This window comes from Duganella sp., assembly GCF_039595735.1.
Taxonomy (GTDB): Bacteria; Pseudomonadota; Gammaproteobacteria; order Burkholderiales; family Burkholderiaceae_D; genus Rugamonas.
The window spans coordinates 1-15,393 of the sequence record NZ_JBCNLB010000002.1; the positions used below are offsets into that span (position 1 = coordinate 1).

Annotated in this window: 14 protein-coding genes; 10 read left to right on the plus strand and 4 right to left on the minus strand. The window is 63.9% G+C overall.

The window, feature by feature from the left end; translation table 11 throughout:
• Positions 1–655, minus strand: a 655-nt coding sequence (locus ABDW57_RS05020) for a lytic transglycosylase domain-containing protein (RefSeq protein WP_343729116.1), incomplete at its 3' end; no start/stop codon positions are given.
• 200 nt (positions 656–855) lie between these two features.
• Here ABDW57_RS05020 and ABDW57_RS05025 point away from each other — a divergent pair.
• The gene (locus ABDW57_RS05025; protein ID WP_343729117.1) at positions 856–1,410 is read left to right on the plus strand and encodes a DUF1415 domain-containing protein; all 555 of its coding nucleotides are present in this window, start codon (positions 856–858) and stop codon (positions 1,408–1,410) included.
• Positions 1,407–1,595 carry a DUF1289 domain-containing protein gene (locus ABDW57_RS05030; RefSeq protein ID WP_343729118.1) on the plus strand — a complete coding sequence of 63 codons (189 nt, stop codon included), beginning with the start codon at positions 1,407–1,409 and terminating at the stop codon, positions 1,593–1,595. Before ABDW57_RS05025 ends, ABDW57_RS05030 begins: the two co-directional genes overlap by 4 nt.
• Before the next feature lie 63 nt (positions 1,596–1,658).
• Here ABDW57_RS05030 and ABDW57_RS05035 read toward each other — a convergent pair whose 3' ends face one another.
• The gene (locus ABDW57_RS05035; protein WP_343729119.1) at positions 1,659–2,168 is read right to left on the minus strand and encodes a DUF1993 domain-containing protein; all 510 of its coding nucleotides are present in this window, start codon (positions 2,166–2,168) and stop codon (positions 1,659–1,661) included.
• A 145-nt stretch (positions 2,169–2,313) separates the two neighbouring features.
• On the opposite strand from ABDW57_RS05035, the gene ABDW57_RS05040 reads away from it, so the two are divergent.
• Complete coding sequence (locus tag ABDW57_RS05040) at positions 2,314–5,433, plus strand: EAL domain-containing protein (protein WP_343729120.1); 3,120 nt, start codon at positions 2,314–2,316, stop codon at positions 5,431–5,433.
• A 23-nt stretch (positions 5,434–5,456) separates the two neighbouring features.
• A complete protein-coding gene (locus ABDW57_RS05045; RefSeq protein ID WP_343729121.1) occupies positions 5,457–7,730 on the plus strand; it encodes a molybdopterin cofactor-binding domain-containing protein in 2,274 nt (757 codons plus the stop codon).
• Here the strand turns inward: ABDW57_RS05045 and ABDW57_RS05050 are convergent.
• Positions 7,725–8,150: a thioredoxin family protein gene (locus tag ABDW57_RS05050; protein WP_343729122.1), complete on the minus strand. Its 426-nt coding sequence runs from the start codon at positions 8,148–8,150 to the stop codon at positions 7,725–7,727. The two genes, ABDW57_RS05045 and ABDW57_RS05050, sit on opposite strands and share 6 nt — an antisense overlap.
• 94 nt (positions 8,151–8,244) lie before the next feature.
• Between ABDW57_RS05050 and tsaB the strand changes: the two genes are divergently transcribed.
• The 4 genes from tsaB to ABDW57_RS05070 are packed head-to-tail and all read left to right on the plus strand — an operon-like array spanning position 8,245 to position 11,525.
• Complete coding sequence (gene tsaB / locus ABDW57_RS05055) at positions 8,245–8,937, plus strand: tRNA (adenosine(37)-N6)-threonylcarbamoyltransferase complex dimerization subunit type 1 TsaB (protein WP_343729123.1); 693 nt, start codon at positions 8,245–8,247, stop codon at positions 8,935–8,937.
• On the plus strand, positions 8,934–9,407 hold the full coding sequence (gene rimI, locus ABDW57_RS05060) for a ribosomal protein S18-alanine N-acetyltransferase (RefSeq protein ID WP_343729124.1): 474 nt from the start codon (positions 8,934–8,936) through the stop codon (positions 9,405–9,407). The genes tsaB and rimI overlap by 4 nt, the downstream gene beginning before the upstream one ends.
• Complete coding sequence (locus ABDW57_RS05065; protein WP_343729125.1) at positions 9,404–10,456, plus strand: uracil-DNA glycosylase family protein; 1,053 nt, start codon at positions 9,404–9,406, stop codon at positions 10,454–10,456. Before rimI ends, ABDW57_RS05065 begins: the two co-directional genes overlap by 4 nt.
• Positions 10,449–11,525: a DUF1853 family protein gene (locus ABDW57_RS05070; protein WP_343729126.1), complete on the plus strand. Its 1,077-nt coding sequence runs from the start codon at positions 10,449–10,451 to the stop codon at positions 11,523–11,525. Before ABDW57_RS05065 ends, ABDW57_RS05070 begins: the two co-directional genes overlap by 8 nt.
• On the opposite strand, the gene lplT is transcribed toward ABDW57_RS05070, so the two are convergent.
• Positions 11,522–12,784: a lysophospholipid transporter LplT gene (lplT, locus tag ABDW57_RS05075; RefSeq protein ID WP_343729127.1), complete on the minus strand. Its 1,263-nt coding sequence runs from the start codon at positions 12,782–12,784 to the stop codon at positions 11,522–11,524. The genes ABDW57_RS05070 and lplT overlap by 4 nt on opposite strands.
• Positions 12,785–12,915: 131 nt before the next feature.
• Here lplT and alr point away from each other — a divergent pair, with 131 nt between their 5' ends.
• A complete protein-coding gene (gene alr, locus ABDW57_RS05080; RefSeq protein WP_343729128.1) occupies positions 12,916–14,010 on the plus strand; it encodes an alanine racemase in 1,095 nt (364 codons plus the stop codon).
• 3 nt (positions 14,011–14,013) lie between these two features.
• Positions 14,014–15,390, plus strand: a complete 1,377-nt coding sequence (gene radA, locus ABDW57_RS05085) for a DNA repair protein RadA (protein ID WP_343729129.1) — start codon at positions 14,014–14,016, stop codon at positions 15,388–15,390.
• Positions 15,391–15,393: the final 3 nt, after the last annotated feature.

The window sequence follows — 15,393 nt, forward strand, 5'->3', positions numbered from 1 at the left end:
TGATGGCTTTCTGCACCGAGCCTTCGCCCCAGTTGTAGGCGGCCAGGGCCAGTTGCCAGTCGCCAAACATATCGTACAGGCGCTGCAGATAGGTCAGGGCGGCGTCGGTCGAGGCCAGGATGCCGCGCCGTTCGTCCTTGAAGGCATCCTGCTTGAGGTTGAAGTCGCGGCCGGTGCCGGGCACGAACTGCCACATGCCGGCGGCATTGGCGCTGGACACGGCGGTCGGGTTGAAGGCGGATTCAATGAACGGCAGCAGCGCCAGTTCGGTCGGCATGCCGCGCTTTTCCAGCTCGGACACCACATGGAACAGGTACAGCGAAGCGCGCGCGGTGGTGCGGGCGATGTAATCCGGGCGGGTGGCGTACCAGTTGATGTGCTTGGCGACCAGGTCGTTATTTACATCAGGAATCGCATATCCGCTGCGGATGCGGCCCCAGACGTCTTTCTCGCGGAAAGCCTCTTCATCGACCATCTTGGCCGGCTTGGCAATTTTCAGGGAGGTTACGTCAGGGATGGGGGATTTCGGCAGGGGAGACAGCGCGGTGGTCACCGTCGGCAGGCCCGGCGCCTCGTCATGCGCCTGGGCCAGCACCGGCGCCAGGAGCGCTAACAGTGCGGCGACGGCTGCAGATTTAGGAATTCGTGCTTGCATAGTTTTCCATGGTTGGCGACAAGAAACATCGCGTGGACTATGAATTAAACGTGGAGTGTACGAAGCTCACCCGGTCGAGTCAAGAAATATGTCACGCTTATGACAAATTCTTATATGCAACAATTCCCGGTAAATAAGAGCGAGATGGCGGCAAATATGCGTACAATCCTGTCTTTGCGTAGTTATTGAGGAATTGCAATATGAGTACCCCCATCGATCGCGACGTGGTCATTGCCGACACCGTTCACTGGATGGAAAAGGCCGTCATTGGCCTGAACCTGTGCCCGTTCGCCAAGGCCGTGCACGTGAAGAAACAGGTGCGTTACGTGGTCAGCGAGGCGGAAACGCCGGAAGAGTTGCTGGAAAAGCTGATGGAAGAGCTGCAGCACCTGGCCGATGCTGATCCGGACCAGATCGACACCACGCTGCTGATCCACCCGAACGTGCTGACCGATTTCTTCGACTACAACGAATTCCTCGATGTGGCCGACGCCGCCCTGGAAGACCTGGGCCTGGACGGCTTCCTGCAGGTGGCCAGCTTCCACCCGGATTACCAGTTTGCCGACACCGACAAAAACGACATCGGCAACTACACCAACCGCTCGCCGTATCCCACCCTGCACCTGCTGCGCGAGGAAAGCATCGACCGCGCGGTCGAGGCGTTCCCGGACGCGGCTGATATTTTTGAAAAGAATATCGACAAGCTGGAGCAGTTGGGCCACGACGGCTGGGACAAACTCATGGAGAAGCCATGAGCGATCTGCCGATCCGTCCCGACACGCCGTGCGTGGCGGTATGCTCGACCACCTTTGACGAAGTCTGCCGCGGCTGCGGCCGCACGGTGGTCGAGGTGGCGCACTGGGTGGCCATGACGGCCGAACAGAAGGAAGTGGTGTGGCAACGCATCCTGGCGCAGGGTTACCCGCGCCGCAATACCTGACCGCCGTCGCCCCGGCGCAGGCCGGGGCCCATAGCACCCATGCGAGGCACGGGTCGCAGCGCCTTAGTAGCTGCCAATAAAGTCCTTCTTGCCGATTTCCAGGCCGTTATGGCGCAGGATGTCGTAGGCGGTGGTGGCGTGGAAGTAGAAGTGCGGCAGCGCGTAATGGAACAGATAAGTCTGTCCGACGAAGTGCTTGGTCTTCTCGCCGCTGCCGGTGGTGATGGCGCGGCCTTCGCTGCCCTCGATCTGCGCCTGCGGCACGCTGTCGATATAGGCCAGCGTCTTGACGATGCGCGCCTTCAGCTCGGCAAAGGTTGCTTCCTTGTCTTCATACGAAGGCACTTCCTGGCCGCCCAGGCGGGCTGCGGCGCCCTTGGCAAAATCGCAAGCAATCTGGATCTGGCGGGTGAACGGCAGCATGTCCGGGAACAGACGGTATTGCAGCAGCGCGGCCGGGTCGATTTTCTTGTCCGCGGCGTGGGCTTCGGCCTTGTCCAGGATGGCGTGCAGACTGTTCAAAATCTGCTTGAACACAGGAATGGAGGCGGAGTACATGGAGAAGGTGGTCATGGCAATTCCTATGTGTGGGAAAAAGAGTCGCGATCATAGCGCGCCCGGCGGATTTTTGCTTACGGCGCTGGCTTTTCCGGGCATAATTCCTATCAAGTAACAATTTCAGACCGATGATGCCAATTTACTATTACGCTGCTGGTGCATGACTAGTACTCTTTATAAGCGAGCGCGTGCGCGCCTGAGCGCGCTGTACGGTCTGTCCATCTATGGCGCCCTGTTGCTGGTGGTATTTGGCGGCCTGGTCATCCCGGCCATCATCGGCAGCTATCTGCTGATCGGCGTGCACGAGCAGCAGTCCGCGCGCGTCGCCCTGAATGAATCGCTGCAGCGCAATGCCGACATCCTGGCGCTGGGCATGCAGGAATCGCTGTGGAACATGAATGCCGAATCGGCCCATTCGCTGGTCGAATCGGTGATGCGCGACCGCTCGGTGCTGCAGGTGCAGGTGGTCGGCCAGGCCGACACCCAGTTCATGCACGTGCGTTCGCCGCGCGTGGCCAGTGGTAACGTTTATCGCGCCGAGCGCGAAATCCTGGTGCGCGGCGAGCGCATCGGCCGCATCATGGTGGAGATGGACGACGCCCGCAGCCAGCAGGAGCTGCGCGAGAAGCAGCTGTCGTACGTGTTCGTGCTGGCGGCGCAGCTGATGGTGTCGCTGCTGCTGATCGTGCTGTTCCTGAATGCGCGCCTGATCAAGCCGCTGCGCAAGCTGATGCGCTTCTCCGACCGCCTGTCGCGCGGCGATTTCGAAACCCGGCTCGATGTCACCGGCAGCGATGAACTGGGCCGCCTGGCGCAGCAGCTGGAGCAGATGCGGGTGGCGATCAAGCGCCTGTTCGAGGATATCGGCCAGCGCGAGGAGCGTTTCCGCACCATCGTCACGCAGGTGCCGGGCGCGGTGTTCCGCTTCCGCCCGGACGGCCCGATCGACTTCGTGTCCGACGCGATTGAAGACATCTCCGGTTATTCGGCGGCGCAGTTCATGCGCAGCACCACCCATTCGTGGACCAATCTGATTGCGCCGGAAGACCGCAAGAAGCAGCGCCGCGTGATCGGCCAGGCCATCCGCGATGGCCAGCCTTACGAAATCGAATACCGCATCCTGGACGCTTCCGGCGCCGAGCGCTGGGTGCAGGAAAACGGCCAGCCGCAGCAGCCGGACGGCGAGCGCGATGCGCCGTGGGTGGACGGCATCATCTCCGACATCAGCCAGCGCAAGCACAATGAAATGCGCATCGAGGCGCTGCTGGCCGAGCAAAGCGCGATTCTGGATAACGTGATGTTTGGCGTGATGTTCGTGCGCCATCGTTCGATCGTCTCGGTCAACCGCCGCTGCGAGGAGTTGTTTGGCTACGAGCCGGGCGCCATGACCGGCGCCTCGACCTCCATCCTGTTCCTGAATGCGTTCGATTTCGAGTCTTCCGGCGCGCGCCAGTATCCGTCGCTGTCGCACGGCGACTACTTCAGCGAAGAGCGCCAGTACCGCCGTCAGGACGGCAGCGTGTTCTGGTGCCTGGTCAGCGGCTATGCGCTGGATCACAACCGCGCCAACGAGGGCAGCATCTGGGTGTTTGCCGACATCACCGAGCGCAAGGAAGCGGAAGAAAAACTGCGCCTGTCGGCCACCGTCATCGAGCACATTGCCGACGGCGTGGTGGTGCTGGATGCGCAAGGCATCATCGTGGCCGTCAACCCGGCTTTCACCCTGATCACCGGCTACACCGAGGCCGAAGCGCTGGGCAAGGACCGCACGCTGACGCGTTCCGGCCGCCACGAACCGGCCTTCTACGAAGAGATGTGGCAGGAGCAGGTGGACCAGGGCTTCTGGCGCGGCGAGTTGTGGAGTCTGCGCAAGAACGGTGAGCTGTACCTGGAATTCCTGACCGTGAGCGCGGTGCGCGACACCCACGGCCGCACCACCCATTACGTCGGCGTGTTCAGCGACATCACCAAGGCCAAGGAATCGCAGGAGAAGCTGGACCACCTGGCCCACCACGATCCGCTGACCGCGCTGCCGAACCGGCTGCTGTTCCACGACCGCCTGCAGCACGCCTTGCAGCGCGCTTCGCGCGAGGGCGAACAACTGGCGCTGCTGTTCATCGATCTGGATCGCTTCAAGAACGTCAACGACACGCTGGGCCACCACATCGGCGATGAACTGCTCAAGCAGGTGGCCAAGGCGCTGCAGGATCGCCTGCGCGAAGGCGATACGCTGGCGCGCCTGGGCGGCGATGAATTTATCGTCCTGCTGGAGAACATCGACAACCAGTACGGCGCCAGCCAGGTCGCGGAAAAGCTGGTGCAGATGTTTGAAGAGCCGTTCATGGTGGCCGGCCACGAACTGTTCGTGACCTGCAGCGTCGGCATCAGCCTGTTCCCGGACGATGCCTCCGATCTGAATATGTTGATCCGTAATGCCGACGTGGCCATGTACCAGGCCAAGGCGCGCGGCCGCAATGGCTTCAGCTTCTACGCGCCGTCGATGACCGGCGAGGGCGTCGAGCGGCTGCGCCTGGAGACTTTCCTGCGCCGCTCGATCGAGAAGGAAGAAATCTTCCTCAACTATCAGCCGCAGGTGGAAATCGACACCGGACGCCTGATCGGCGTGGAAGCGCTGGTGCGCTGGAACCATCCGGAACTGGGCCTGATTCCGCCGATCCGCTTCATCCCGCTGGCCGAGGACACCGGCTTCATCAACCAGCTGGGCAAATGGGTGCTGCACGAAGCTTGCCGGCAGATGGTGCGCTGGCAGGAGGCCGGCCTGCATGTGCCGAAGATCGCGGTCAACCTGTCGGCCAAGCAGTTCGAGCGCGGCTCCATCGTCAACATGGTGGCCGACATCCTGCACGACACCGGGCTGGAGCCGCAGCGCCTGCAGCTGGAAGTGACCGAGTCGGTGATCATGAATACCGGCGACGCCATGGTCTTCATCAACGATCTGCACTCGATCGGCGTGGCGCTGGCGATTGACGATTTCGGCACCGGCTATTCGTCGCTGGCCTACCTGAAGCAGCTGCCGGTGCAGACGCTGAAGATCGACCGTTCCTTCATCAAGGACATTTCGACCGACGTCAATGACGAGGCGATTGCGATTGCGATTATCCAGCTGGGCAAGAGCATGAACCTGTCGGTCATCGCGGAAGGCGTGGAGACCGAAGAGCAGGCGGCGTTCCTGCTGCGTCACGGCTGCAACCTGGCGCAGGGCTATTTCTACAGCCGTCCGCTGGCGGCGGATGATATGCTCACACGCTGGCAAAAATAAAAACTTCAGCACAGGAGACGTGCATGCAGGGAGCGAAGAGCAAATCGCGCCGCCGGTTTATCTTGGGCGGGCTGGCGGTGACGGGGGCGTTGGTGGTCGGCTGGGGCGTGATGCCGCCGCGCCAGCGCCTGAACGGATCACACCCGCTGCCGCTGGGCGCCGGCAGCGTGGCGCTGAACGGCTGGGTGGGCATCAACCAGGACGGCACCGTCAGCGTGGCCGTGCCGCGCAGCGAGATGGGGCAGGGCGTGCATACCGCCTTGCCGATGCTGGTGGCGGAGGAGATGGATGTGCCCTTGTCCGCCGTGCAGGTGGTGCAGGCGCCGATCGATAAAATCTTCGGCAATATCGCCATGCTCCAGGACGGGCTGCCATTCCATCCAGACGATACCGGACGTTTGAAAAGCACCGTCAGCTGGGTGGTTGGCAAGGTCGCGCGCGAGCTGGGCTTGATCATCACCGGCGGCTCTTCCAGCGTGAAGGACGCGTGGCAGCCGATGCGCGAAGCCGGTGCCGCCGCGCGCGCCATGCTGCTTGCCGCTGCGGCGGCGGAGTGGAACGTCCGCGCGCAAGACCTGCGCACGGAGAACGCTCATGTGCTGCATGCCGATGGCCGCAAGCTGGCCTATGGTGCGCTGGCTGCCAGGGCGGTCACCGCCAAACCGGGCGAGGTGCGCCTCAAGTCGCCGCAGGAATTCACATTGATCGGCCGTCCGCAGCCGCGCCGTGATACGCCGTCCAAGGTGAATGGCTCGGCCATCTTCGGCATCGATGTGCGTCCGCCCGGCATGCTGTACGCGGCGCTGCGCATGTCGCCGGTGATCGGCGGCACGGTGGCCAGCGTCGACAGCGCTGCGGCGCTCAAGATGCCGGGCGTGGTCAAGGTGGTGAATTACGATGGCGCGCTGCCGGAGCATGCCGGCGCAGGCGCCGGCGTGGCGGTGATCGCGCGCAGTTACTGGCAGGCGAAGCAAGCCGCGCTGGCGCTGGACGTCAAATGGAACGACGGCCCGCTGGCCGGCTTGTCCAGCGCCGCCATCTATGCCGACTTGGCGGCCAAACTGGATAAGGAAGACGGCTTCGCCTACTACAAGGCCGGCGACATGGACGCGGTGGAGGGCAAGGCCGCCGGCGTGGTCAAGACCGTGCAGGCCGAGTATCGCGCACCGTATCTCGCGCATGCGGCCATGGAACCAGTCAACTGCACCGCGCAGGTCAGGGACGGCAAAGTGTACCTGTGGGCACCGACGCAGTCGCCCGGCTTCGCGGTGGACGTGGCGGCCAAGGTGGGCGGCGTTTCGGCCGACAAGGTGGTGCTGACGGTGACCATGCTGGGCGGCGGCTTTGGCCGCAGGCTGGATGTGGACATGGTGGCGCAGGCGGTGGCCATCGCACGGCAGGCGGACGGCTATCCGGTGCAGCTGATCTGGAGCCGCGAGGAAGATACCACGCATGACGTGTACCGCCCGGCCTCACTGGCACGCTTCAGCGCCACGCTGGATGCGAAGGGCAATGTGCTCGGCTACGATAACAAGTCGGCCAGCGGCGCGATCTCGCACCAGTTCTTCAAGCGTAATCTGGGCTTACCGCCGGGAGGTCCCGACAAGACCACCGCCGAAGGCGAATTCGATATGCAGTACCACTTCGCCAACCAGCGCATCCGCCACGTGATCGTGGACAGCGCCGTGCCGATCGGCTACTGGCGCTCGGTGGGGCATTCACATAATGCTTTCTTCAAGGAGAGCTTCATCGACGAACTGGCGCATGCGGCCGGCAAGGACAGCGTGGCGTTCCGGCGCGAGCTGCTGGCGCAGCATCCGCGTCACCTGGCGGTGCTGAACGCGGCGGTGGCCAAAGCCGGTGCCGCACCTGAAGGACGGGCGCACGGTGTGGCCCTGCACCAGTCGTTTGGCACCATCGTTGCGCAGGTGGCCGAAGTGTCGGTGGAAGGTACGGAGATCCGCGTGCACCGCGTGGTATGCGCGGTCGATTGCGGACTGGCGGTGAACCCGAACATCATCGCCCAGCAGGCTGAATCGGGTGTGGTGTTTGGCTTGTCGGCAGCGCTGTTTGGCGCAGTGACCATCAAGGATGGCAAGGTCGAGCAGTCCAACTTCCACGACTATGCTGTGGTGCGCCTGAATCAGGCGCCCGAAGTGGAGACCATTATCCTGCCAAGCGCCGCCCATCCGGAAGGCATGGGCGAACCGGCCACGCCGCCGATCGCGCCGGCCGTGGCCAACGCGGTCTTCAAGCTGACCGGCAAACGCTTGCGCAGTCTGCCGCTGACTTTATAGGGCGTCGCGCAGCAGGGTGCGCAGGTTGCAGGTACGCTGCCACTCGGCGCGTTCCTGGTTGTTGATGATGAGTTCCTGCAGCTCCTCGTCGCTTTGCGCGGCGGTGGATTGCACCAGGCGATGGGCGATGCCGGCGTCCGGCAGCATGGTGCCGAAGAAGGCCACCATTTCGTGGTGCTGGATCAGCAGGGTGGGGAAGTTCTCGACATCCAGGTCGCCAACGATGTCGGCATGGTCTTCGATGTCGATCCAGACGAAGAATTTGTCCGGATGGCGCGCGGCCACGTCGTCGAAGGTGGCGCGGTAGCTGGCGCAGGTGCCGCACCAGGCCGCGCACAGGCAGGCGACGATCCAGCGGTCGCCGGACAGCGCGGCGGCGACGTCTTCGCGGTTTTCGGAATTCAGGGTCAGGCTAGCCATAAGGGAATCAGCAAACAGCGCACTGGGCGCCAAAGCGGTATTCTACCTCTCCGCGCGGGGTCGCGCCTGCTGGCGCGCCGGGTTAAAATACGGGATGCCTAATATTCTTGCCATTGAAACCTCGTCCGAAACCGCCTCCTGCGCACTGCTGCGGGGCGATGCCCTGATCAGCCGCGTCTCCAGCGGCGTGCGCACCCATTCCCAGTCGGTATTGCCGATGATTCAAGAATTGCTGGCGGAGGCCGGCATCAGCTTGCAAGAATGCGACGCGGTGGCGTATGGCTCCGGTCCTGGCTCGTTCACCGGCGTGCGCACCGCGTGCGGCGTGGCGCAGGGGCTGGCGTTTGGCGGCAAGATTCCCGCCGTGCCGGTGGTGACGCTGGATGCGATGGCGCTGGCTTGCCATCAGCAGCACGGCGCCGCCGAGGTGCTGGTGGTGCTGGATGCGCGCATGGGCGAGGTGTATTGGGCGCAGTATCGCTTTGAAAATGGCCAGCCGGTGGCGGTGTTGCCGCCGGTGTTGTCGGCGCCGGGCGAGGTGCAGCCGCAGGGCACGCCGGTGGCGTGTGGCAATGGCTTGTCGGCCTATGCGGAAGCTTTCCCGGCCGGCGGTTTTGCCGAGGTGATGCCGCACGCGGCGCAGGTCGCGCAACTGGCGGCGGTGGCGTTTGCCGAGGGGCGTACGGTCGCTGCTGCCGATGCGCAGCCGCTGTATCTGCGTAACAAGGTCGCTTACACCCAGGCCGAGCGCCGCGAGATGGCGGCCGCCAAGGACGGCGGCGCATGACGGCGCCTGTCTGGGATCTGGCACGGCTCAATTATGAGCCGATGCAGAAGTCCGATCTGGCCGAGGTGGTTGCGCTGGAGCAGAGCGTCTATCCGCATCCCTGGACTCTGGCGAATTTCGAGGATTCGTTGAACAGCAATTACGAAGCCTGGATTCTGCGCGATCGCGATGGGGCGTTGCTGGGGTATTTTCTGCTGATGGCGGTGGTGGATGAGGCGCATTTGTTGAATGTTGCGGTGTCTGCCGCGAAGCAGGGGCAGGGGCTGGGGCGGTTTTTGCTGAATCAGGCGGTGGCTTGTTCGCGTGGTTTGGGCATGGAGTCGGTGCTGCTGGAAGTGCGGCCGTCGAATGCGCGGGCGCTGGAGATTTACGAGCGCTATGGATTTAAGCAGATTGGCCGTCGCAAGGGCTATTACCCGGCGGCGCATGGGCAACGTGAGGACGCAATTGTGATGCGGTTTGGCATATGAGTCAGTCGGCGCGGAGTGCCGTGTTCCTGCAGGAGATGGGGATCGGCGTGCAGTGGAAGTTGCGTCAGGGCGCGCACGAGGAAGATGCGTTTGTCACGGCTGTGCAGGCGTTGGCAGATGGCTTGCCAGAGCAGGATGCACCGCCGGCCGAGGCGCCGGTCGCCGTCTCGCCGCCCGCCGTCCCGCGCGCGCCGGCTGAAGCTGCGCCGCGCCCGGCCGCCGGGATGCCTGCCGTAGTTCCATCTGCCGAAGCGGTCCCGTCAGCTCCCGCCACGCCGGCCCGTCCGGCTGCGCCCGCCGCCTCGCGCCCGCAAATGCAACCACCGGCCGCCGCGTCCGACGACGAATCGACCGCCTGGTTCGACGACGCGCCAATGCCACCGCTGGCACCCGAGCGTCCGGCTGCGGCACAGGCCCGCCCGACGCCGTCCTCGCCCTCGCACGCACCGGAGCTGCCGCCCGCCACTGCGTCTGCCCATGGCGAGCCGGTCAGCGACGAGGCGATTGCTGCGATGGATTGGCCGACCTTGCAAGCTGCCGTCGCCAGTTGCACGCGCTGCACCCTGTGCGAAACGCGCCGTCATGCAGTCAATGGCCGTGGCGCGGAGAAGGCGCGCTGGATCGCCATCAGCGGCATGCCGTCGCGTGCCGACGACGAGCAAGGCCAAGCCGTCACCGGCGAGGCCGGCCAGTTGCTGCACAACATGCTGAAAGCCATCGCACTTCAGCCTGAGGCCGACGTCTACATTACCAACGTGGTCAAGTGCCGGCCTGATGACCGCATGCCGACCGCTGACGAGGTCATCGCCTGCCGCCCCTACCTGGACCGCGAACTGGCGCTGACCGGCGCCACCATGGCCATGACCTTCGGCCAGTTCGCCGCGCGCGGGCTGATGATGGGACCCGCTGCGCGCGGCAAAGTCATGTATTACGGCGCCCACCAACTGCCAGTGGTAGCCACCTACCACCCGGACGATCTGCTGCGCAAACCGGAAGACAAGGCCAAAGCCTGGGTCGACCTCTGCCTGGCGAAAGCCAGCCATGCCTGACCAGCCGCCCGGCGCGCCACCGCTACCGCCGGGCGCCGGCGCCGCATCTGCCGCGCCAGTGCTGTCTTCGCCGGCCACTCACGCCGCATCCGCCGCGCCAGTGCTACCGTCGCCGGCCGCCTCCGCCGTATCTGCTGAGCCGACCGGCGATACCTGTCAAACATTCTTTGAACGCCGCTGGCCGCACCTGACCCATCCGCATGTGCGGGCGCTGGCGTGGCTGCTGGACGCGCCCGACCTGCTCGACCCCGCAGCGCCGGAATGGCAGGGCCGCATCGCCTCGCTGGGCGCCATGCTGCCGGCCACCGCCGACTGGCTGGCCGCACTGGAGCAAGACCCGTCCCCGCTGCAGGCCGCCCTGGGCGACAAACACTATTCGCGTCTGGGGCTGTACGCCGAAAAGCTGATGGCCTTCTATTTCGCCCAGCACAGCCAGCTGTACGACCACGGCCTGCAAGTCCGCGCCGACCGCACCGACACCATCGGTGAATTCGACTTCCTGCTGCACGACGGCGACGGCCTGCGGCACATCGAATTCGCCACCAAGTTCTACCTGCTGGACGCCGACAGCGCCGGCTTCAACGGTCTGATCGGCCCCAACCTGGCCGACACGCTGGGCGTGAAAATGCGCAAAATCTTCGAAAAACAGCTGTCGCTGGCGGCACACCCGGCCGCCCAAGCCATGCTGCCGCTGCCAGTCACCCGCGCGCAGGCTTTGGTGAAAGGCTGGCTGTTCTATCCCAACGGCGTCCAGCCCATGGCCGGCATCACCCGGCAGCACTGCCATGGCTTCTGGATGACGCAATCGCAAGCGGCCAGTCTGCCGGACCAGCAGTACGCCATCATGCCGCGCCTGCAATGGCTGGCGCCGTTGAAAGTGGCCGCCGACGCCGGCATGCACCGCGAAGCGCTGCTGGCGGCCGCAGCAGGCCAGCCGGCACCATTCATGATCGCGGCGTTACGCAAGTCAGGGGAGTGGCTGGTGGAAGAGAGCAGGGGATTCATCGTCCCCGATGACTGGCGCGCGCAGGCCGCGCAGCGCCGTCATGAAGGCGTGCTGCCAGCCTAGTGCTTGGCCTCGCCGATCAGCGCGACCGAATCAAACTCGCGCTGGTTGGCCTTGTGACGGCGCATGATGTACAGCATGGTGCCAGCCAGGAACAGGCCGAACAGCAGAATGATGACATCCAGATTCAGGTGCGCGCGCAGCATCAGCGAGTACACCGCCAGCATGGTCAGGATCGACAAATTCTCATTGAAGTTCTGCACCGCAATCGAGTGACCCGCGCTCATCAGCACGTGGCCGCGGTGCTGCAGCAGTGCGTTCATCGGCACCAGGAAGAAGCCGCCCAGCAGGCCGACCAGTATCAGCAGCGGATACGCAATCTTGACCGAATTCACCATCGTCATGCACATCACAATCACGCCCATGGCAATGCCGACCGGGATCACGGTGAGCGACTTGCGCAGCGAAATGAAGCGCGCCGAAATCACGGCACCGGCCGCCACGCCGATCGCCACCACGCCCACCAGACTGGTCGACTGCTCGTAAGTCAGATGCAGGGTGCGGTTGGCCCACTCCAGCACGATGAACTGCAGGGTCTGCGCCGCGCCCCAGAACAGGGTGGTCACGCCCAGCGAAATCTGGCCCAGCTTGTCTTTCCACAGCAGACCGAAACAGTTGGCGAAATCGCTGATCAGCTTGACCGGATTACGCTCCTGGTGACCGTACACGCAGCCGGTATCCGGAATGCGGGTATTGAACAGCGCCGCCAGCATGTAGATGCCCACCACCACGCACAGCGCAGCCTGGGTAGGCGTCTCGATGCCGGTATCGATCAGCGGCATGTCAAAGCCCAGCAGGAAACCGGAGACGCGGCCGCCCACCAGCGCGCCGCCCATCACCGTGCCGAAGATAATCGACAGCACGGTCAGGCCTTCCACCCAGCCATTGGCCGCCACCAGTTTTTCAGCCGGCAGCAACTCGGTCAGGATGCCGTACTTGGCCGGCGAATACACGGCCGCGCCAAAACCGACGATGGCGTAAGCCAGCAGTGGATGCACGTGGGCGAAAATCAGCAGGCAGCCGCCAACCTTGATCAGGTTGGAAATGAACATGACCTTGCCTTTAGGCATCGAATCAGCAAAAGCGCCGACAAATGCCGCCAACAGCACGTAAAAGAGGGTAAATGAAAGCTTCAGGAGCGGCGTGATCCACCCCGGTGATTTCATATTGACCAGCAAGTCGATCGCAACAAACAGCAGCGCGTTGTCCGCCAGGGACGAAAAGAACTGCGCTGCCATGATGGTATAGAAACCACGATTCATTCTGGGATAGCCTGAAAACTTATCTGGCTTGCTTTATACCATGCTTTGTTCGTATCCCCAAGAATTGAGCAGTGCGTCTGCGCCCGCTCTTGGTAAAATGGCGGCTTCGTTTACCAAGCAGAAAATGTCGTATGCCCCGGCCCATCCTCGCAACCATTCATATTGACTCCATGAAGCATAACTTGACCTTGGCCAAGGCCAAATCACCGGGCGCCAAGGCCTGGGGCGTGCTGAAAGCCAACGGCTACGGTCACGGTTTGGAGCGCGCGATGCGCGGTTTTGCCGAGGCTGACGGCCTGGCGCTGATTGAGGTCGATAACGCCGTCAAGCTGCGCGACCTGGGCTGGAAGAAGCCGATTTTATTATTGGAAGGTTTCTTCAGTTCCGCCGATTTGCACACCATGGCCGGCTACGACTTGCAGGCGGCCGTGCATTGCGAGCAGCAACTGGCCTGGCTGGAAGAGCTGTCCCCGCAGCTGAGCGCGCGCGGCATCCGCTTTGACCTGCACCTGAAAATGAATACAGGCATGAACCGCCTCGGCTTTATGCCGCAGGCTTACGCGGCCGCCCACGCGCGCCTGCAAGCCATTTCCTGCGTCGGCAGCATCACCCTGATGACGCACTTTGCCAATGCCGACGATGTCGACCACCCGCTGCTGCCGATTACCGAGCAGATCCGCCGCTTTGAGCTGGGCGCCGCCGGCCTGCCGGGGCAGCGCAGCCTGTCGAACTCGGCCGGCGTGCTGCTGCATCACGACCACCTGAAAAATGACTGGGTGCGTCCCGGCATCATGCTGTACGGCGGCACGCCGGGCGGCGGCACCGCCGAGGCATTCGGCCTGCAGCCAGCCATGACCCTGAGCAGCGAAATCATCGGTGTGCAGGACATCGCCGCCGGCGAGGTGGTGGGCTACGGCAGCCGCTTCCAGGCCGAAGGGCCGATGCGCATCGGCGTGGTGGCCTGCGGCTATGCCGACGGTTATCCGCGCGTGGCGCCGCTGGGCACGCCGGTGCTGGTCGATGGCGTGCGCACCCGCCTGGTCGGGCGGGTGTCGATGGACATGCTGACCGTGGACCTGACGCCGCTGCCGCAGGCGCGCATCGGCAGCAAGGTGGTGCTGTGGGGGCAGGGCTTGCCAATCGACGAGGTGGCGGAGTCGGCCGGCACCATCGGCTATGAGCTGATGTGCGCGCTGACCCAGCGCGTGCCGGTGGTCGAGGGTTAAGCCATGGCCAAGGCGAAAACCAATTACAGCTGCAATGAGTGCGGCGCCACGGCCACCAAGTGGACTGGCCAGTGCTCGTCCTGCCATCAGTGGAACACCATGGTGGAAACCGTGGTGGAGGCCGGCGGCAATAACCGTTATTCGCAGCCGGCCCACCAGTCGCTGGCGCAGACCGCGCCGGTGCTGTCGCTGGCCGATATCGACGCCATCGACGTGCCGCGCTTCGGCACCGGCATCGAGGAATTCGACCGCGTGCTGGGCGGCGGCCTGGTGGCGGGCGGCGTGGTGCTGATCGGCGGTGATCCGGGCATCGGTAAATCGACCCTGCTGCTGCAGGCGCTGGCCAATGTCTCGCACCTGAAGAAAGTGCTGTACGTGTCCGGCGAGGAATCGGGCGCGCAGATCGCCTTGCGCGCCAAGCGGCTGAATATCGATGCGCGCGACCTCAAGCTGCAGGCCGAAATCCAGCTGGAGAAAATCCTCGGCACGCTGGCCGATCTCAAGCCGGAAGTGGCGGTGATCGACTCGATCCAGACCCTGTATTCGGACGCCCTGACCTCGGCGCCCGGCTCGGTGGCGCAGGTGCGCGAGTGCGCGGCGCAGCTGACCCGTGCCGCCAAGCAGACCGGCGTCACCATTATCCTGGTCGGCCACGTCACCAAGGAAGGCGCGCTGGCCGGTCCGCGCGTGCTGGAACACATCGTCGATACCGTGCTGTATTTTGAAGGTGACAACCATTCCAGCTTCCGCCTGGTGCGCGCGATCAAGAACCGTTTCGGCGCGGTCAACGAGCTGGGCGTGTTTGCCATGACCGAGAAAGGCTTGAAGGGGGTGTCGAATCCGTCGGCGCTGTTCCTGTCGCAGCATGACAATCAGGTGCCCGGCTCGTGCGTGATGGTGACGCAGGAGGGCACCCGTCCGCTGCTGGTGGAAATTCAGGCGCTGGTCGATGCCAGCCACCAGCCGAATGCGCGCCGCCTGTCGGTCGGCCTGGAGCAAAACCGGCTGGCGATGCTGCTGGCGGTGCTGCACCGTCACGCCGGGATTGCGGCATTTGATCAGGACGTGTTCATCAACGCCGTCGGCGGCGTGAAGATTACCGAACCGGCGGCCGACCTGGCGGTGCTGCTGGCGATTAATTCCTCCATGCGCAACAAGCCGCTGCCGCGTGGTTTCGTGGTGTTTGGCGAGGTGGGTCTGGCCGGCGAGATCCGGCCGGCGCCGCGCGGGCAGGAGCGTTTGCGCGAGGCGGCCAAGCTGGGCTTTTCGATCGCCATGATCCCGACCGCCAATGCGCCCAAGCAGCCGATCGAAGGCATGACGATTATCGGTGTTGATCGTATCGATGATGCCTTCAATAAGCTGCGCGAAATCCAATAACGT

What these genes read in the sequence shown, in the direction of transcription:
- radA (WP_343729129.1), top strand. Translation starts at nt 14,014, where the DNA reads ATGGCCAAGGCGAAAACCAATTACAGCTGCAATGAGTGCGGCGCCACG.
- tsaB (WP_343729123.1), top strand. Translation starts at nt 8,245, where the DNA reads ATGCCTAATATTCTTGCCATTGAAACCTCGTCCGAAACCGCCTCCTGC.
- ABDW57_RS05035 (WP_343729119.1), bottom strand. Translation starts at nt 2,168, where the DNA reads ATGACCACCTTCTCCATGTACTCCGCCTCCATTCCTGTGTTCAAGCAG.
- ABDW57_RS05045 (WP_343729121.1), top strand. Translation starts at nt 5,457, where the DNA reads ATGCAGGGAGCGAAGAGCAAATCGCGCCGCCGGTTTATCTTGGGCGGG.
- ABDW57_RS05030 (WP_343729118.1), top strand. Translation starts at nt 1,407, where the DNA reads ATGAGCGATCTGCCGATCCGTCCCGACACGCCGTGCGTGGCGGTATGC.
- ABDW57_RS05050 (WP_343729122.1), bottom strand. Translation starts at nt 8,150, where the DNA reads ATGGCTAGCCTGACCCTGAATTCCGAAAACCGCGAAGACGTCGCCGCC.
- lplT (WP_343729127.1), bottom strand. Translation starts at nt 12,784, where the DNA reads ATGAATCGTGGTTTCTATACCATCATGGCAGCGCAGTTCTTTTCGTCC.
- ABDW57_RS05065 (WP_343729125.1), top strand. Translation starts at nt 9,404, where the DNA reads ATGAGTCAGTCGGCGCGGAGTGCCGTGTTCCTGCAGGAGATGGGGATC.
- ABDW57_RS05040 (WP_343729120.1), top strand. Translation starts at nt 2,314, where the DNA reads ATGACTAGTACTCTTTATAAGCGAGCGCGTGCGCGCCTGAGCGCGCTG.
- ABDW57_RS05070 (WP_343729126.1), top strand. Translation starts at nt 10,449, where the DNA reads ATGCCTGACCAGCCGCCCGGCGCGCCACCGCTACCGCCGGGCGCCGGC.
- alr (WP_343729128.1), top strand. Translation starts at nt 12,916, where the DNA reads ATGCCCCGGCCCATCCTCGCAACCATTCATATTGACTCCATGAAGCAT.
- rimI (WP_343729124.1), top strand. Translation starts at nt 8,934, where the DNA reads ATGACGGCGCCTGTCTGGGATCTGGCACGGCTCAATTATGAGCCGATG.
- ABDW57_RS05025 (WP_343729117.1), top strand. Translation starts at nt 856, where the DNA reads ATGAGTACCCCCATCGATCGCGACGTGGTCATTGCCGACACCGTTCAC.